Consider the following 14,787-nt stretch of genomic DNA (forward strand, 5'->3'; position numbering starts at 1 on the left):
GATTATAATCCACCAAACCGCCCCGCATAAGGTGGATTGCAATCCACCCTACGATTAGTAATATTTTTATAGAGCATGACTATGAACGAAAAACTCGCTAATGCCGCCAATATTCTTCACGAGCAAAAACTCCACGCCGAAAGCAAGGAACTCAAGCCCGGCGAAGAAGATCACTACCGTATCTGGCAGGCTCAGGCATCACCGTATTCCTATAAGGTGATGACCTTTATGAATTATAAAGGTATCCCCTACAAGAAAGTACTAGGCACCATGATGGAACTGGACTGGGCAAAAACAGTGGCGGGGCAATCTATTGTTCCCGTTATGCTGGCCCCGGACGGACAAGTGATGCAGGACTCTACGCCGATTATGATCACTCTGGAACAGCAGTTTCCGGCTATAAAAACGGTACCTGATCAAACTGGGCTGGCTTTTATTATGTGGTTGATTGAGGAATTCTCAGACGAATATATGCCCCGACTCCATATGCATACCCGCTGGGGTAATGAGCAGAATCGCAATACTTTAAGCCACCGTATATCTCGCGGCATTACCTTTGGCAGTACGGAGATGGAAACCGCGGATTTGGCCCCTATTCTCCGCAAGCGTCAAACGGGTTTTGACCAGCATTTAGGGCTGGAAGGTGAGGGCGTTCGTACCAGTCTGGACCAGCAAGTCAAAGATTTACTGGCGATATTGGAGCAGCACTTTTTGCATTATCAATTTTTGTTGGGCTATCAACCTTCGATAGCGGATTTTGCACTCTATGGTCCTCTTAAAGTGCACTTTTACGAAGACCCTTATTCCAACGAAATCATGGAAACCCTGGCGCCACGGACCTGTAACTGGATACACACCATCAACGATTTGGGTGATACCCGAGGTTGTGCCGGCCAGACTGAGTTTGGTGACTGGATTGATTTTGATAACGGTTTACCAGAAACCTTGCAAGCCTTGCTGGCTTATATTGGTAAAACCTATATCCCCTTTGCAACAAACTGTGCTGAGGCCTGTGTTAAAAGAGAAAAGCAGTTCCAGGCTGAGATTTACGGTGTCACTGCCAGCTTTAGCGCCCATCAATATCGGGGCTGGAGTTTTGAAGAACTGCAATTGCGCTATCAGGCGTTAACGGATCAGGATAAGGAACAGGTTGATGCTGTGCTTAATCAAGCCAGTGTGCTGCCCGCTATGATGAGTGGTGGCATATTGCATAATGGCTTATTCGATGGTTTTACGCCGCCATTTATTGAAGATGGCATCCCCGATGCCCGTATCAGGCGGCTGAAGGAAAAAGAGGCGCAAGCCAAAGCCGAAAATTAGAATCAATAGGGTCAGAATCAATAGGTTCAGAGTCGTTATAACCTTGTAGCTCAAGGAAATTTATCTGCTCAATAACACTGACCCTATTGATCCTGAGCCTATTGATCAATGTTTCCAGCTTTAGGCGCAGTTTCAAACGCTGGTTTGGAGAAACGCCATCCGAGTATATTGCTCGAGTTAGGATAGACTAAAGCCTATTACCGTTTACGGGAAAAAACCCAAGCATCCAACAACGCAGTCACCGTCAATAGCATCAACCCCAAAATAAACCGCAAGTCCCCAATATAAAGCTGCGTCTCAATCGGAAAAGCAATCGTTTTACTAATCGCAGCATGCTTAAAATGATGCTGCCCTGCAAACTCCGGGTTGCTCAGGATATCAAAAAGAGTCCTGCGGCTGCGGTATCGAAAAATGGCACCGGCATCCCAGACCTCGGCGTTTTCTATCCCTACTAAATCTAAAGCGTTGCTAAAAGCCTCGCCTATAATGACGGGATGGGAGGCTCTTCCCAGCATGGCGGGTAGCATGTGTTGCATATAGCGGTCCATAAGGTCTTGGGCGGACTCTCCTGGCTCTGCACCCTCAACAAGGCCGGGGCTTTCATTGTAATCAATGGCGTTGATCATCAGAAACTGGCGGCCGGTGTCGTTGCGGAGCATTTTTTCTACTCGATGAATACCAGCGAGGTCGCTGCCGCCTGCCGGTCTGCTGGCAACATACTGGTCAATTTCCTGGTCTGTTAGCGGTGGTCTGAAGTCGGTATACCAGGCAAAGAAACTTAGGTAGAGGGCACTGGTGATTATCCAGAGTTTGCTGCGTGCGGTCATAGCGTTCTCTCATGGCTTGTTATAGGGTATAGTTCTTCATGTTATGTCATATCTTATGTCATATCTTATATCATAACAACAATCACCAACACCTTGATTGACGGGCTCTTAGACTATGAATACATTCACTCTCCCTATCCGTCTTCAGGGTATGCACGCCAGCCCTTACACCCGCAAAGTGCTTGGGGTATTGCGTTATCGTCGGATTCCCTATCGTTTTATCATAGGCCAGCCGGGCTTGTTTGCCGATACCGGTCATGTTGATACCGAGTTATTACCTGTTGCCAAACCATCGCTGTTACCGACCTTTTACCAGCAGGATGAAGCGGGTAATGAGAGGGCATTTACCGATAGTACACCGATACTAGAGCAATTGGACCAGAGTTCTCCGGGCCGTAGTGTTCATCCCACGGACCCCGCGTTAAATTTTATTAATTATTTATTAGAAGACTATGCCGATGAGTGGCTGACTCGCTGTATGTTCCATTTCCGCTGGAGCCATGACGCGGATATTGAGAAAGCCGGGACCTTGTTACCCTTGTTAACGTCCCCTTCATTAGCCGAATCCATGCTTGAGGGGTTTAAAGCTGATTTTTCCCAGCGTCAGATTAGTCGCTTGTTTGTTGTTGGCTCCGATAAGGTAACCGCGCCGGTGATTGAGGGGAGTTATATTCGATTTTTACAGCTAATGGATGCGCATCTGCAGCAACATGCTTTTCTTATGGGCGCGCGCCCGGGCTCCAGTGATTTTGCAGCCTTTGGGCAGTTAACCTGTTTGACCCATTTTGATCCAACGCCAATGGCTTTATCCCTTGAGCATGGACCGCGTACCTACGCATGGACAGAAAGAGCGGAAGACCTTTGTGGTTATGAAGTGGAAGAGGGAGATTGGTTAGACTCTCGCAACCTGCCCGATAGCTTAATGGCCTTGTTAAAAGAAGTTGCACGCACCCATATGCCGCAACTATTGGCCAATGGTAAAGCCTTGCAAGCCGGTGAGAAAACTTTTGAAACCACGATTGATGGTTTGCCGTGGACGCAGCCCAGTTTTCCATATCAGGGAAAATGTTTATTATGGATAAGGGAGAGATACAACAAGCTTGAAGGTGATGATCAAAAGGTCGTCCATAATATTTTAGCGACGGCAGGGCTATTACCGCTGGTAAAAGACTAAAAGTCAGTTTCGCGGTTGACCAAAAATGCGTTTAGCCAGAGTAGGCTTAGCTTTAACCGTGGTTGGGTCAACCGGTAATTGATAATCCTTTGTCAGTCCGGAATCAATCACGCCGTCCTGATGTAAACTAGCTATCCCGCCAACGTTAGCAAACACCTGTTCAACTCGTTGTTGATCGTCTTTAGTTAATAAAGAAAATTCACGCTGTAATTCCTGACGACAGAAAACCCGATAGTCGGTCGTTACAGTCCCATTAAAGGTCAAACTGTTCCCTTTATAATCAAACCGTTTTTTGCCTTGAGAAAACGCTACAGCATTTTGATAAAGATAAGGTAAATAATCCTTGGCGATACGTTGCAGTAGCGGTTGCCAGTAATCAGCTTCCGGCCAAACCCAGCTTATATCATGACTTATCTTCGACTGTTTGATATTCCATAACCTGGATAGCCATTCATAAGTATTCGGCCCTTCTCTTCGCATCACTTCCGCTGAAATAGGGTCATTGCCAAAATGCCGAAACATCGAAGCAAAATAACCGAAGTCGGCAATACTGGGGTGACTGCCCAACAAAAAGTCCTGTTGCTCAAATAAGGGCTCCATAAACTCCAATTCACGGTACAGCATATCCCGCACATCATTAGAATTATGCTGATCAACGCCATCTTTCCATAACCATTCATTAAGCTGGCGACGAGCAAAATAAAACCCCAAAGGGATAGCCAGGGGTTTGGCGATCATGGTACTGGCAATACGCCGACCTAAAGTGATACGTGAGACTTTAGGCACCCAGCGCCACCACATGGCAGGTCGCCATAGCCATTCATCGCCATAATCTTCCATCAGTAGTGCGAAAAATCGAAGGGCAGGGTCCTGCGGCATGATCGAGGGTTGGGGGTGGTGGTGTTCCAGCCATTGCATCATTGGCGTGGTGTCATGGAGCCACTGTCCATTGGCCATTTCAATCGCGGGCATTTTCGCTGTGCCCGTTTTTTCAGCGATCATAGCGACGGTGCGGCTGTTACAGTTTACCAGCGAGTGAGGTATTTCTTTATAGCGTAGATAGGCTTCCAGCTTTCCTGAGAAGTAAGAAATATCCGATTTATAAACGGTATAGCGCGTGGCCATGGTTCATGTTTTTCTTCGTTTAAAGAAGATGATAGCCATAGCCGTTAATAGTAATAATAGAGAAAGTATGCCTTTGTTATTAGCCAGTGTTTCTTTAATGCGTTTTACCGCGCCGTTACGGCCTGCCTGTACAGTTTGGTTGTAATCCTCAGGCACGGGTAGAACGCCATTTTGCCGAGTATAAATCTCATACTCACTGAGCAGGTCAGAAAAAACTGCAGGGCGTTGCTTTTCAATCGCCTGGGTTTCGCCGGGGTCTTGTTCAATATTGTATAGGTGCCAAAGGCTATCGTTTTGGCCGCCTCGATTATAGGTGATTTTGTAATCGCCTTTAATTAAAGCGGCATTGCCGCCAATTTCATAGGCAATAATATCGCTGTCGTTATAGACCGTGTCTGTGCCGCCGTTAAGTAAAGGGAGTAAATCTTTACCGGTTTGAGGTTCAATCGTTTTACCTTTGTACTCACTGCCGGGGTGTTGGGTACCTGCGATAGTCAAAATGGTTGGAGCTAAATCTTTAACAAAGGCTTTGCTGTGACTAATCTGGCCTTGTAGCTGTTCAGCGAGTATCGGGCCACTAATTATCATGGGGACGCGCATACCGCCTTCGCCAGAATGAAATTTATAATGTCCTAAAGGTGATGCTGCAGCACTGGCAAAGCTGGTGCCAATGGTGTTCCAGCTGTAGCGTTCTCCCAGTGTTTCAAAATCAGAGGTGTAGCCCAGCATATGTTCCCTGATCAAGGAAAATCCCGCATTTACCGCGGGGTCAGAAGGTTCCGGGCCGTTATCCGAGGTAAAAATAATGACGGTATTGTCGTATTCGCCGATAGCTTTTAAATATTCCACTAAACGGCCAATATGAAAATCCATCGCGTCCACCATGCCGGCATAAACGGCCATACGCTTGCTGTTAAAGCGTTTTTCTTCAGCGCTTAAGCCTTCCCAGTCGAGGGTGGTATTCATGGTTTTTACCGGTGCATCCTGGGCTATCAGTCCCAAGTCTTTAACCGCTTGCTCGCGGTTGTCTCGCAGTACGCTCCAGCCAGACTGATAGGTATTAAGATATTTTTCGGTATATTCTCTCGGCGCCTGCACGGGTATATGCACTGCTTGAAAAGCCAGATAGGAGAAAAAGGGCTGCTTATCACCGCGATGTTTTTCAATCTGCTTAATGGCTTTATCGACAATAAATTCAGAGGAATAAAAATCTTCTGGCAGAGTGATTTCCTTGCCATTTTCAAACCATAATGTCTTCCGGTAGTTGGGTATATAGGCTTGTTGGGTCCAGTTATCGCCGCCGGAAAAAGGCATCATCACCGTTTGTTCAAAACCTCGTTGGCTTGGCATCAAGGAGGGGTCTTCATAACCCAGATGCCATTTGCCGGTCATATTGGTGTGGTAGCCAGCGTCTTTTAATAGCGTCGCTATAGTCACAATATTGTGATTAAGCGTGCCGCGATAAAAAGGGGAATGAGACTGTGCGGGTGTCAGGGCTTCTGCAATATTGGCAACACCGGCACGGTGGCTGTCAACGCCGGTCAGTAGCATGGCGCGGGTGGGGGCGCAGCTGGCAGTGGTGTAATAGCGGCTAAAGCGTAAACCTTGCTGTGCTAGTTGATCGAGGTTGGGGGTGTTAATTTCACTCCCGTAGGGAGCGATATCAGAATAGCCCAGATCATCGGCGAGGATAACGATGATATTGGGCTTGGCAGCAGAGGCTGCTGCCCATGTGGAGAGCAATAACGTAGTAAGGGCTACTAAAAAAACAACAGTTTGTGAGTTAAGTTTTAGTTTACACATAAAGGCTCTTTGTATACGTTTTGTCATTCCCCCGAAGGGGCGTCATCCCCGCGGAGGCGGGGAACCAGCACTGTAGATTCCCGCATTCGCGGGAATGACTGAAGTCATATGTGATTATCTCTCAGCAATAATCGCCATTATCTTATGGGCCGTTTCCAAGCCAGAATTCTGATTCTGCCCCGTCACAAAACGCTTTTCATCATCTACCGTTACATGGGTAGCAAACATATCGACAAAGGCGGTGCTGCTTTCAAACACTGCGCCGGCTTTGCGCAATTCCGTTTCCGGGTGAAGGGGAGTCGCTGTGATGCCCAGCTCTTTAATCTGCTTATCTGTCACTCCAGTTATTTTACGTCCGGCAATTAGCAGTTGACCGTTTTCGTCTTTGGCTTGAATTAAACCCAGTGCACCGTGACAAACAGATCCAATGATCGGTGTCTTGTCGGTATTAAAATAGGCTTCGGAGATCTTTTCGCCCAGTACTTTGGATTGGCCTAGGTCATAGGCTGCCCCCCAGCCACCGGCCAGAAAAATAATGTCGTATTGATTGAAATCTACATCATCAATCTTCAGTGAGTTTTTGACCTTGGCTTGAAGTGTTGCATCGGCCAGATAGCGCTTGTCTTCAGGGCTGATTATCGCGCGGCTAAGGGTCTCGGGATCGACAGGGATTTCACCTCCTTGAATGCTGGCCAGATCTACCTTCATACCACCATCGGTAAAGGTGTAGTAGGGGTGGGTCATTTCTGAAGCCATAACGCCAGTGGCATCGCCGGTGGTTTCTCCGGGGTTATTAAGCACAGCATGGCTGGTAGTAATAATTAAGGCGCGTTTACCTGGCAAGGTCGTGGTAGGGCCGTTATAGGCTGGGTGCATACCTGCCTTATGTAAGATGGTCGGCAGAGTGATGGCAATCAGGATTGCCAAGGCTACCAGCCCAATAATTATTTTTTTAAGTGTGCTAGCCATTGTTGAGCTCCTTATGGATTAAATTTATCAGCATAGACTATGACAAAACTAGAGGCTTGGGAAGTGCTATTTACAGGAAAAAGCTAAGGGCCGGGATTAGCTTTTATCCGCCGCTACCATAAAGCTTTCCTGATTAACGCAGGCCAACAAATCACCTGTGGCCGAGTAAAATAACCCTCGGCTATGGCCGCGACCGCCCTGTGCTGCCGGGCTATCTTTGACATGTGCGGCCCAGTTATCCAGCTGCGCTTGCTGATAAAACCAAATACTATGATCAAGGCTGGCCGCTTTGAGTTTTTGGTCTTCAGTAATGATATGAGGTCTAAGGGCTACCGTTGGCAAATTCCAATCACTGCAATAGGCCAGTAATAGGGTTTGCTGCCAATGGGTTAATGCCAGGGTGTCGTCAGCGGTTTTGAACCAGGTGATTTGCTCCGGCTTTAACTCAATATCAAATTTATTGATATCTTCGATACGTACTTCCAATGCGGCATCGTCTCGGGTTTTATCTTCCGGTAACGGTGTCATGCGATCGATAAAGAGGGTGGCTTTATCTTCTGCTGGCAATGATAAAGCCGGTGCTTTACGAGTATGCTCAAAGCTCTGTTCGGGAAGATGGAAAGTGACTGTGGCAAAGAAGATGGTTTTGCCTTGCTGTTCGCAATAGACATTAAAAATTTTAAACCGCCGGCCATCTTTTAAATCATCAACGCGAATCTGAATGTTTTCTTTAGCAATACCTGGTCGTAAAAATTGACCGTGTAGTGATTGCAGGGCGTAGTTACTGGGACTGCATTGTCTAGCGGCATCAATGGCCTGGCTAAGAATCAATCCGCCATAAACATGAAAGTCATTCGTGCTTGGCTGACCGATAAAATGCCGATCTTTATCGGCTGTGACTTGCAGGCTCTGAACTAGCCGCGCTAATGGGCTCATAGTATTTTTAACTTGAAGTATTTCCAGGTAATAGCTTGATAAGTAGGCACCAGCTTGTGCTGGCGCCTATAGAGAATGGCAAGGTATTAATTTGGCCAGTAAAGATAAACATCCCCGTCTTCGTAGTCGGCATTCGACGTTTTGTCGATCAGTTGTGGTATTTCTATCGCACTTTGCCATAGCGGTGCTGCCTGTTCGGCGTGGTGTGCATCGAGTAAGGCGGTTAGTTCAGCGGCTTTTTCTGGCTGCTGAGTTAACAGGTTGTTTTGCTCCGTTGGGTCATTATTTAAATCAAATAAAAACACAATAGGTTTAGTGCCGGGTTTGTCGGGCTGTTCAGCCCGAATCATTTTCCAGCCTTCATGCCAAACGGTTTGCTGATGGCCGTTATGCCAGAACAAGGTTTTATGGGGTGCACCGGTTTGCTCGCCGGTTATAAAGGGCAGTAAGTTAACACCGTCCAGTTTGCGATCAGTGGGAACGCTGGCCCCAGCTGCTGCGGCAATGGTATGAAATAAATCGATATGGTGAATAGCTTCGTTTGATGTTTGGCCAGCTTCTATTTGTGCAGGCCACTTCGCCATATAAGGCACATGGGTGCCGCCTTCAAAGTGGCTAAGCTTCCAGCCACGGTAAGGTTTATTGAGGTCCGGCAAACCCAGATAACCGGCACCGCCATTGTCACTGGTAAAGATAATCAGCGTGTTGTCACTCAAACCATTTTCTTTCAGGCTTGCCTCGATTTTTTCTACGCTTCTATCCAGCGATCTAAGCATGGCCGCATAGGTTCTCAGTCGGTGGTCTTTGATATGCGCCAGGGCGTCGTAATCTTCCCGGCTAGCTTGTACCGGGTTGTGAGGACCCCAGTGTGCCAGATATAAAAAGAAGGGGCGATTGCGGTTAGCTTCAATAACATCTACTGCAGCGTCGGTAAAATAATCGGTTAAATAGCCTTTGGGTTCAAAGGGGGGGCCGCCATTCCATTGGACTTCGTAGCTGCCTACTGTCCAGACCATATTGTCGATGGGATCACCCTCTATTTTTGCATTGACCACATCGGGGTGGTCGGGGGGAAGGTAGAAAACTCCTTTCATATAGAGGCTGTCATTGAATCCTTGTTGTTCCGGGCGCATGTCGCCATTAGAACCGAGATGCCACTTGCCAATATGGGCGGTGTAATAATCCTGTTGTTGCAGTACTTCGCCAATGGTTATTTCTTCGTTGGGCATGCCGAGAAAATCTATCCCCGGGAGGGTGTCGGCAACATCCATATCAACCAATGGAGGTGGGGTGGTGGGGCTGAGTTCTGCCATCCAACTAGAAATAAGTACGCCGGTTTTATAGATAGGGGTGTATTCCAGACCAAAACGAGTGGAGTAGCGCCCGGTCATTAACGAAGCGCGAGAACTGGCACAGACGGCATTGGCGGCATAGCCGTTGTTAAAGCGGACACCTTGTTGCGCAAGTTGGTCGATATTTGGTGTCTGCAAACTACCATCGGCGGCACCGCCGTTGTAGAGGGAAATATCATTAAAACCCATATCATCGGTTAGGATCAGAATAATATTAGGGGGTCTTTCGGCGGGTGTTTGTTCTGCACTGGCTGGACCCTGCGGCCACACGACGGGTTTGTTAGGCTCGATATTACTGGTCAGCGCAGCAAGTTTGGGCGCGGCAAACAGTAAAATATTGAGCCGGTTTTGCCATGCGGTTAACGCGGTAACCATAATGACGACAACAATAATGGATAGTTTTTTCATATAGGGGTACTCGTTAAACGAAAATAAGATACAGCAGGCTTGCGGCCAGTGCCAGAATTAAGGCGACGACCAGAGCGAACCAGGGCGAAGTCTAATCCAGCAAAGAGATCATTAGGCCTCGGCTAGCGGCCACTTTATTATCCAGTAATTCTCCCCAGATGGTTTGCAACTGCTCGGCCCCATGAACCCACTCAACATTAATTAAATGATTAAGCTCAGCAGCGACTTTTAAACTGTGCTCCATGCCTTTAAGCATGGTGGCGCCGGGGCCCCACTCGGCATCACGGGCGGCAATATGCCCGGGTGCAAAGAAAAACGTCGGTTTAGCGCCGGGTAGTTTCTCCATCCTGCCGCCGGCTTCCCAGTGGCTGGCACCTACCATGGAGCTTTCTACCATATTATCCCCGAGAAGATTGTGCAGAGTGGTCGTCAGACCAATATTACCCGACATATCAATATAGGCGCTGGGCAGGCTGTTATCAATTTGCTCTTCATTGCCATAGGTCACCACCTGGTCACAGCAGCCAAGACCATTCACAAAATCGAGGTTGCCGGTTGAAGTAATACCGACGATTTTGGCAGTCACAGCTGGATCATCTTGCAGCATTTTGGCCAGACCAAAACCGGTTTTAGAAGATACCGAGCCGATAAGGATTTGTTGGGCATCAAACAGATTGTTGAATAGCAGATAGTCATACAGTACAAAAGAAGTACTAAATAGTGGTACCAGCAAGCAGCGTTCGTTTTCATACTGCTGCACAAAATCCGGTTCCGCTTGAGTGCGGCGGTAGGTGTTATAGAGGCCCGGTAATTCTCTGCGGTGCTCGGTAAAGTCGATAAATTGGTCGGCAATAATATTGCCGGGTTTGAGGACGGTATGGCTAGCCATGGGGAAAAACCCCCACAGGCGCTCACCGACGGCGATATCATCACATTCAGAGGCGACAACATTAGCACAGGCCCAAACTGGCACTTTACCCCAGTGTTCTTCAGCGGCTTCTACAGGTGTTGGGTAGTAGTTCCAATAACCAATCATGTCACCGGAAAGGGCATAACTGACGTTGTTTGCAGTGAGGCCAAATTTATCTATGGCTACTAACACTTCACCTTTGCCGGGGGTAGGCACTTTAGCATTCACTACTTTGGTATTGCGAAAGTCTTTACGGTTGGTCCAGAGTTCTGTCAGTTGCGTCATGTTGAGCTTGCCTATGGGGTGATCTGTATAATATATTGTCATCATATATGACAGTATATTCAAAGACAACAAGTACAACTTGGATAAATCAGGCTGAATTAAAATGTTAGTTTTAGGACGTTAAAATGGGTTGGATAAGATACAAGTGAAGGGTGTTTGTGGCAAAATACACCGCAGGGTATTGATTTTAATGGGTTTGGTGGAATATCAGTGAGTGCTTCAAAAGTAGATGGTCGTCAGCAGCGCAGTGAGCGCAGCCGTCAGCAAATTATCGATGCGATGATTCAGTTGATGAATAAGGGGATTTATATCCCTACTGCACAGCAGGTGGCGAACGAGGCGGATATTTCTATTCGTACTGTCTTTCGTCTTTTTTCGGAAATGGACAAGCTCTTCCTGGAAATTGATGAGGTTCTGAGGCCGAGTTATGAGAGTTATTTTGATGCTCAGGATACCAGTGGTTCTTTAGAGGATCGTATTATGCGGGCGGTTGAAGCCCGTGTTAGCTGCTATCTTGAGATACGTGCCCTGTTCGTTGCAACCCGTAGCCTGTTGTGGCGCTCGGAAATACTCACAGAGACTTACCAAAACAACCAGAAACGCCTGCGTCAGAATCTGATCAATATGTTACCCGAACTTAAAGCGGTGAAAGCAGAAACTCTCGAAACAGTGGATGCGGTGACCTCTTTCGAGTTTCTTGAGCGTCTGCAGTTGAATCAGGGCCTCTGTGAAAAGGCTTGCCGGAGACTGGTTTATAACCTGGTTTTAGACTTGCTGACACCCTAGTAACCCCTAGTTAACCCGGGTCAACACCCCAAAAGCCTGATTCTCAGGCTTTATTTGCTCATACAGCCAAGTTTTTTGACTATTTACCGGGTTTATATTGTCATATCTTGTGACATAATATATCTTCCCGAACCTGAAACCGGCTATTTGATGTCATGGTCTTCTATAGGGAGGCCGCTATACTTTCGAATTAAGCGTGAACAAATCTGTTTTTTCAAACACGATCCATTTATAAGCATGGTCTGTTTATAAACATGACCCATTAATAAGGAGCACACGATGAAAATTATTAAGGCTGACACTATTGCTGAATATATTGGCCAACAGTCAGAACCTAGTCCCTGGCATACTGTTACTCAGGAGCAAATTAACCAGTTTGCCGATTGCACACTCGACCATCAGTTTATTCACGTTGATCCGGAAGCGGCCAAGAATGGCCCCTTTGGCACCACCATTGCCCACGGCTTCCTTAGCTTATCGATGTTGTCTCACTTTGCTGAAAGCACTGGTTTGATTATTGATGGTGCGCACACCTTTATCAATTACGGCTTCGATAAAGTTCGTTTTCTAACCCCTGTTAAAGTCGATAGTAAAATACGTGCTACCGCTACGGTAATTTCCCTTGTAGAAAAAAATCCCGGTCAGTTTGTATTGACAACCAATATGGTGGTTGAAATCGAAGGCGAAGAAAAGCCTGCCTTGATTGCTGAATGGGTCTCCATGCAAATTTGCTAAACATTATTTTTAAATAGATAGGTAAAGTTATGACAGTTAATTTTGAAGGTCAGGTAGCGATTGTTACTGGTGCTGGTAATGGTTTGGGTCGTTCACATGCGTTAGAGCTAGCCGCTCGTGGCGCTAAAGTCGTGGTTAACGACCTTGGTGGTGCACGTGATGGTAGCGGCGGTGGTTCCGAGGCAGCTTTAGAAGTGGTTGCTGCAATTGAAGCCAATGGCGGTGAAGCGATTGCTCACGGTGCCAATGTTGCCAAATTTGATGAAGTTGAAGATATGGTAAAACAGGCCATGGATAAGTGGGGCCGGGTTGATATTTTAATTAACAATGCCGGTATCCTGCGCGACAAATCTTTTTCAAAAATGGGCTTGGATGATTTCCGTTTGGTGATGGATGTTCACCTAATGGGTTCCGTTAACTGTACTAAAGCCGTTTGGGAAATCATGAAAGAGCAGGGTTATGGCCGTATTGTCATGACGACTTCTTCTAGTGGTATGTACGGTAACTTTGGTCAGACTAACTATGGTGCAGCCAAAATGGCAGTACTGGGTTTGATGAATACTTTGGTATTGGAAGGCTTTAAATACGATATCCGTGTTAATGCTTTGGCCCCAACAGCGGGTACGCGTATGACTGAAGATCTAATGCCTCCTGAAGTGTTAGAAATGTTAACCCCTGAAGCCGTAACAGCAGGTGCCTTAACCCTTTGTCATAAAGAAGCGCCTAACCGTTTGATTCTTTGTGCGGGTGCCGGTGGTTATGCCAGCACACGTTTATTTGAAACTGAAGGTACTTTCATACCTGCTGAAGACCAGACACCAGAAAAAGTATTGGAAAACTGGGCTGATATTACTAATACCGCCAATCAGTCTGAGTTAGAGTCTGGCCTTAAGCAGTCAGAAAAATTTCTGGGTAAAGCTTTTGCCCATATTCAGTCACAATCGTAAATTAATTCGGAGTTATTCAACATGAAAGAAGCCGTTATTGTTTCAGCTGCGCGTACCCCTATTGGTAAAGCCTACCGGGGCGCCTTTAATAATTTGGAAGCCCCTTCACTGAGCTCCTATGCCATAGAAGCTGCGGTACAGCGCGCTGGTGTAGACCCAGGCGAGTTAGAAGATTGTATTATGGGTACAGCCTTACAGCAGGGCACCGCAGGTTTTAACTTAGGCCGTCAAGCCGCTATGGCCGCGGGCCTACCCGTAACCGTATCGGGTATGACCATTGACCGTCAGTGCTCTTCCGGTTTAATGGCGATTGCTACCGGTGCCAAACAAATTGTGATGGACGGTATGCAGACACTGGTTGCCGGTGGTTGTGAGTCCATCAGCCTGGTACAGAACGAAAAAATGAATGCTAGTCGAATGGTTGATCCTAAAGCGATTGCCCATGCCCCGAATATTCATATGCCTATGCTGGATACCGCAGAAGTTGTAGCCAACCGTTACAGCGTTGCCCGTGATGTGCAGGACGAATACGCCTTGCAATCTCAGCAGCGTACTGCTGCAGCTCAAGAGGCGGGTAAATTTGCCGATGAGATTGTGCCGGTTACAGCCACCAAAATGGTAGTGAATAAAGAAACGGGTGATGTTAGCGAAGAGCAGGTGACGTTATCTCTGGATGAGGGCAACCGTCCTTCTACTACTCTGGAATCTTTAAACGGTCTTAACCCGGTACGTGATGGTGGTTTCATTACTGCGGGTAACGCTTCACAGTTATCTGACGGTGCAGCAGCTGTTATTATGATGGATAGCAAACTGGCGGAGCAGCGTAACCTTGAACCGCTAGGTGTGTATCGCGGTATGGCTATGGCCGGTTGCGAACCTGATGAAATGGGTATTGGCCCGGTTTTCGCTATTCCAAGGTTGTTAGAGCGCAATGGTCTTAGCATGGACGATATCGGTGTTTGGGAATTAAACGAAGCCTTTGCGGTGCAAGTGCTTTACTGTCGCGATAAGCTGGGCATCCCTAATGAAAAACTTAACGTGAATGGTGGTGCTATCTCTATTGGTCACCCTTACGGTATGAGTGGTGCGCGTATGGCGATGCACGCAATGATGGAAGCCAAACGTCGCGGTGAAAAATATGCCGTAGTTACTATGTGTGTAGGCGGTGGTATGGGTGCTGCTGGTTTGTTTGAAGTTTTCTAATCGCTAG

At 47.2% G+C, this 14,787-nt stretch carries 14 protein-coding genes; 7 read left to right on the forward strand and 7 right to left on the reverse strand.

Annotation, left to right across the window (positions count from 1 at the left end; genetic code table 11):
- Positions 1–81 precede the first annotated feature (81 nt).
- Complete coding sequence (locus P8H32_RS08765) at positions 82–1,320, forward strand: glutathione S-transferase family protein (RefSeq protein WP_301089204.1); 1,239 nt, start codon at positions 82–84, stop codon at positions 1,318–1,320.
- 101 nt (positions 1,321–1,421) lie between these two features.
- Positions 1,422–1,511: an AraC family transcriptional regulator gene (locus P8H32_RS11160; protein WP_367279188.1), complete on the forward strand. Its 90-nt coding sequence runs from the start codon at positions 1,422–1,424 to the stop codon at positions 1,509–1,511.
- A gap of 6 nt (positions 1,512–1,517) precedes the next feature.
- On the opposite strand, the gene P8H32_RS08770 is transcribed toward P8H32_RS11160, so the two are convergent.
- Positions 1,518–2,147: a hypothetical protein gene (locus tag P8H32_RS08770; protein WP_301089205.1), complete on the reverse strand. Its 630-nt coding sequence runs from the start codon at positions 2,145–2,147 to the stop codon at positions 1,518–1,520.
- Between the two features lie 115 nt (positions 2,148–2,262).
- Between P8H32_RS08770 and P8H32_RS08775 the strand changes: the two genes are divergently transcribed.
- Positions 2,263–3,321, forward strand: coding sequence for a glutathione S-transferase N-terminal domain-containing protein (locus P8H32_RS08775; RefSeq protein ID WP_297290897.1), 1,059 nt, complete (start codon positions 2,263–2,265; stop codon positions 3,319–3,321).
- A 3-nt stretch (positions 3,322–3,324) separates the two neighbouring features.
- On the opposite strand, the gene P8H32_RS08780 is transcribed toward P8H32_RS08775, so the two are convergent.
- From P8H32_RS08780 to P8H32_RS08805, 6 genes are all read right to left on the reverse strand, one after another.
- The gene (locus tag P8H32_RS08780; RefSeq protein ID WP_297290898.1) at positions 3,325–4,446 is read right to left on the reverse strand and encodes a glutathione S-transferase family protein; all 1,122 of its coding nucleotides are present in this window, start codon (positions 4,444–4,446) and stop codon (positions 3,325–3,327) included.
- A 3-nt stretch (positions 4,447–4,449) separates the two neighbouring features.
- Positions 4,450–6,276, reverse strand: a complete 1,827-nt coding sequence (locus P8H32_RS08785; protein ID WP_301089206.1) for an arylsulfatase — start codon at positions 6,274–6,276, stop codon at positions 4,450–4,452.
- An 87-nt stretch (positions 6,277–6,363) separates the two neighbouring features.
- On the reverse strand, positions 6,364–7,218 hold the full coding sequence (locus tag P8H32_RS08790) for a type 1 glutamine amidotransferase domain-containing protein (protein ID WP_301089207.1): 855 nt from the start codon (positions 7,216–7,218) through the stop codon (positions 6,364–6,366).
- Between the two features lie 96 nt (positions 7,219–7,314).
- Positions 7,315–8,154: an acyl-CoA thioesterase II gene (locus P8H32_RS08795; protein WP_301089208.1), complete on the reverse strand. Its 840-nt coding sequence runs from the start codon at positions 8,152–8,154 to the stop codon at positions 7,315–7,317.
- A gap of 86 nt (positions 8,155–8,240) precedes the next feature.
- Positions 8,241–9,914: a sulfatase-like hydrolase/transferase gene (locus P8H32_RS08800; RefSeq protein ID WP_301089209.1), complete on the reverse strand. Its 1,674-nt coding sequence runs from the start codon at positions 9,912–9,914 to the stop codon at positions 8,241–8,243.
- 91 nt (positions 9,915–10,005) lie between these two features.
- Positions 10,006–11,109: a DUF2855 family protein gene (locus P8H32_RS08805; protein ID WP_301089210.1), complete on the reverse strand. Its 1,104-nt coding sequence runs from the start codon at positions 11,107–11,109 to the stop codon at positions 10,006–10,008.
- Positions 11,110–11,319: 210 nt separating this feature from the next.
- Here P8H32_RS08805 and P8H32_RS08810 point away from each other — a divergent pair, with 210 nt between their 5' ends.
- The 4 genes from P8H32_RS08810 (at position 11,320) to P8H32_RS08825 (ending at position 14,780) form a co-directional block, all read left to right on the forward strand.
- On the forward strand, positions 11,320–11,895 hold the full coding sequence (locus tag P8H32_RS08810; RefSeq protein ID WP_301089211.1) for a TetR/AcrR family transcriptional regulator: 576 nt from the start codon (positions 11,320–11,322) through the stop codon (positions 11,893–11,895).
- Between the two features lie 279 nt (positions 11,896–12,174).
- Positions 12,175–12,630: a MaoC family dehydratase gene (locus P8H32_RS08815; protein ID WP_297292462.1), complete on the forward strand. Its 456-nt coding sequence runs from the start codon at positions 12,175–12,177 to the stop codon at positions 12,628–12,630.
- Positions 12,631–12,659: 29 nt separating this feature from the next.
- Positions 12,660–13,577, forward strand: coding sequence for an SDR family NAD(P)-dependent oxidoreductase (locus tag P8H32_RS08820; protein WP_297292463.1), 918 nt, complete (start codon positions 12,660–12,662; stop codon positions 13,575–13,577).
- A 21-nt stretch (positions 13,578–13,598) separates the two neighbouring features.
- Complete coding sequence (locus P8H32_RS08825; protein WP_297292464.1) at positions 13,599–14,780, forward strand: acetyl-CoA C-acyltransferase; 1,182 nt, start codon at positions 13,599–13,601, stop codon at positions 14,778–14,780.
- Positions 14,781–14,787: the final 7 nt, after the last annotated feature.

This window comes from Oceanicoccus sp., from assembly GCF_029238675.1.
GTDB lineage: Bacteria > Pseudomonadota > Gammaproteobacteria > Pseudomonadales > Dasaniaceae > Oceanicoccus.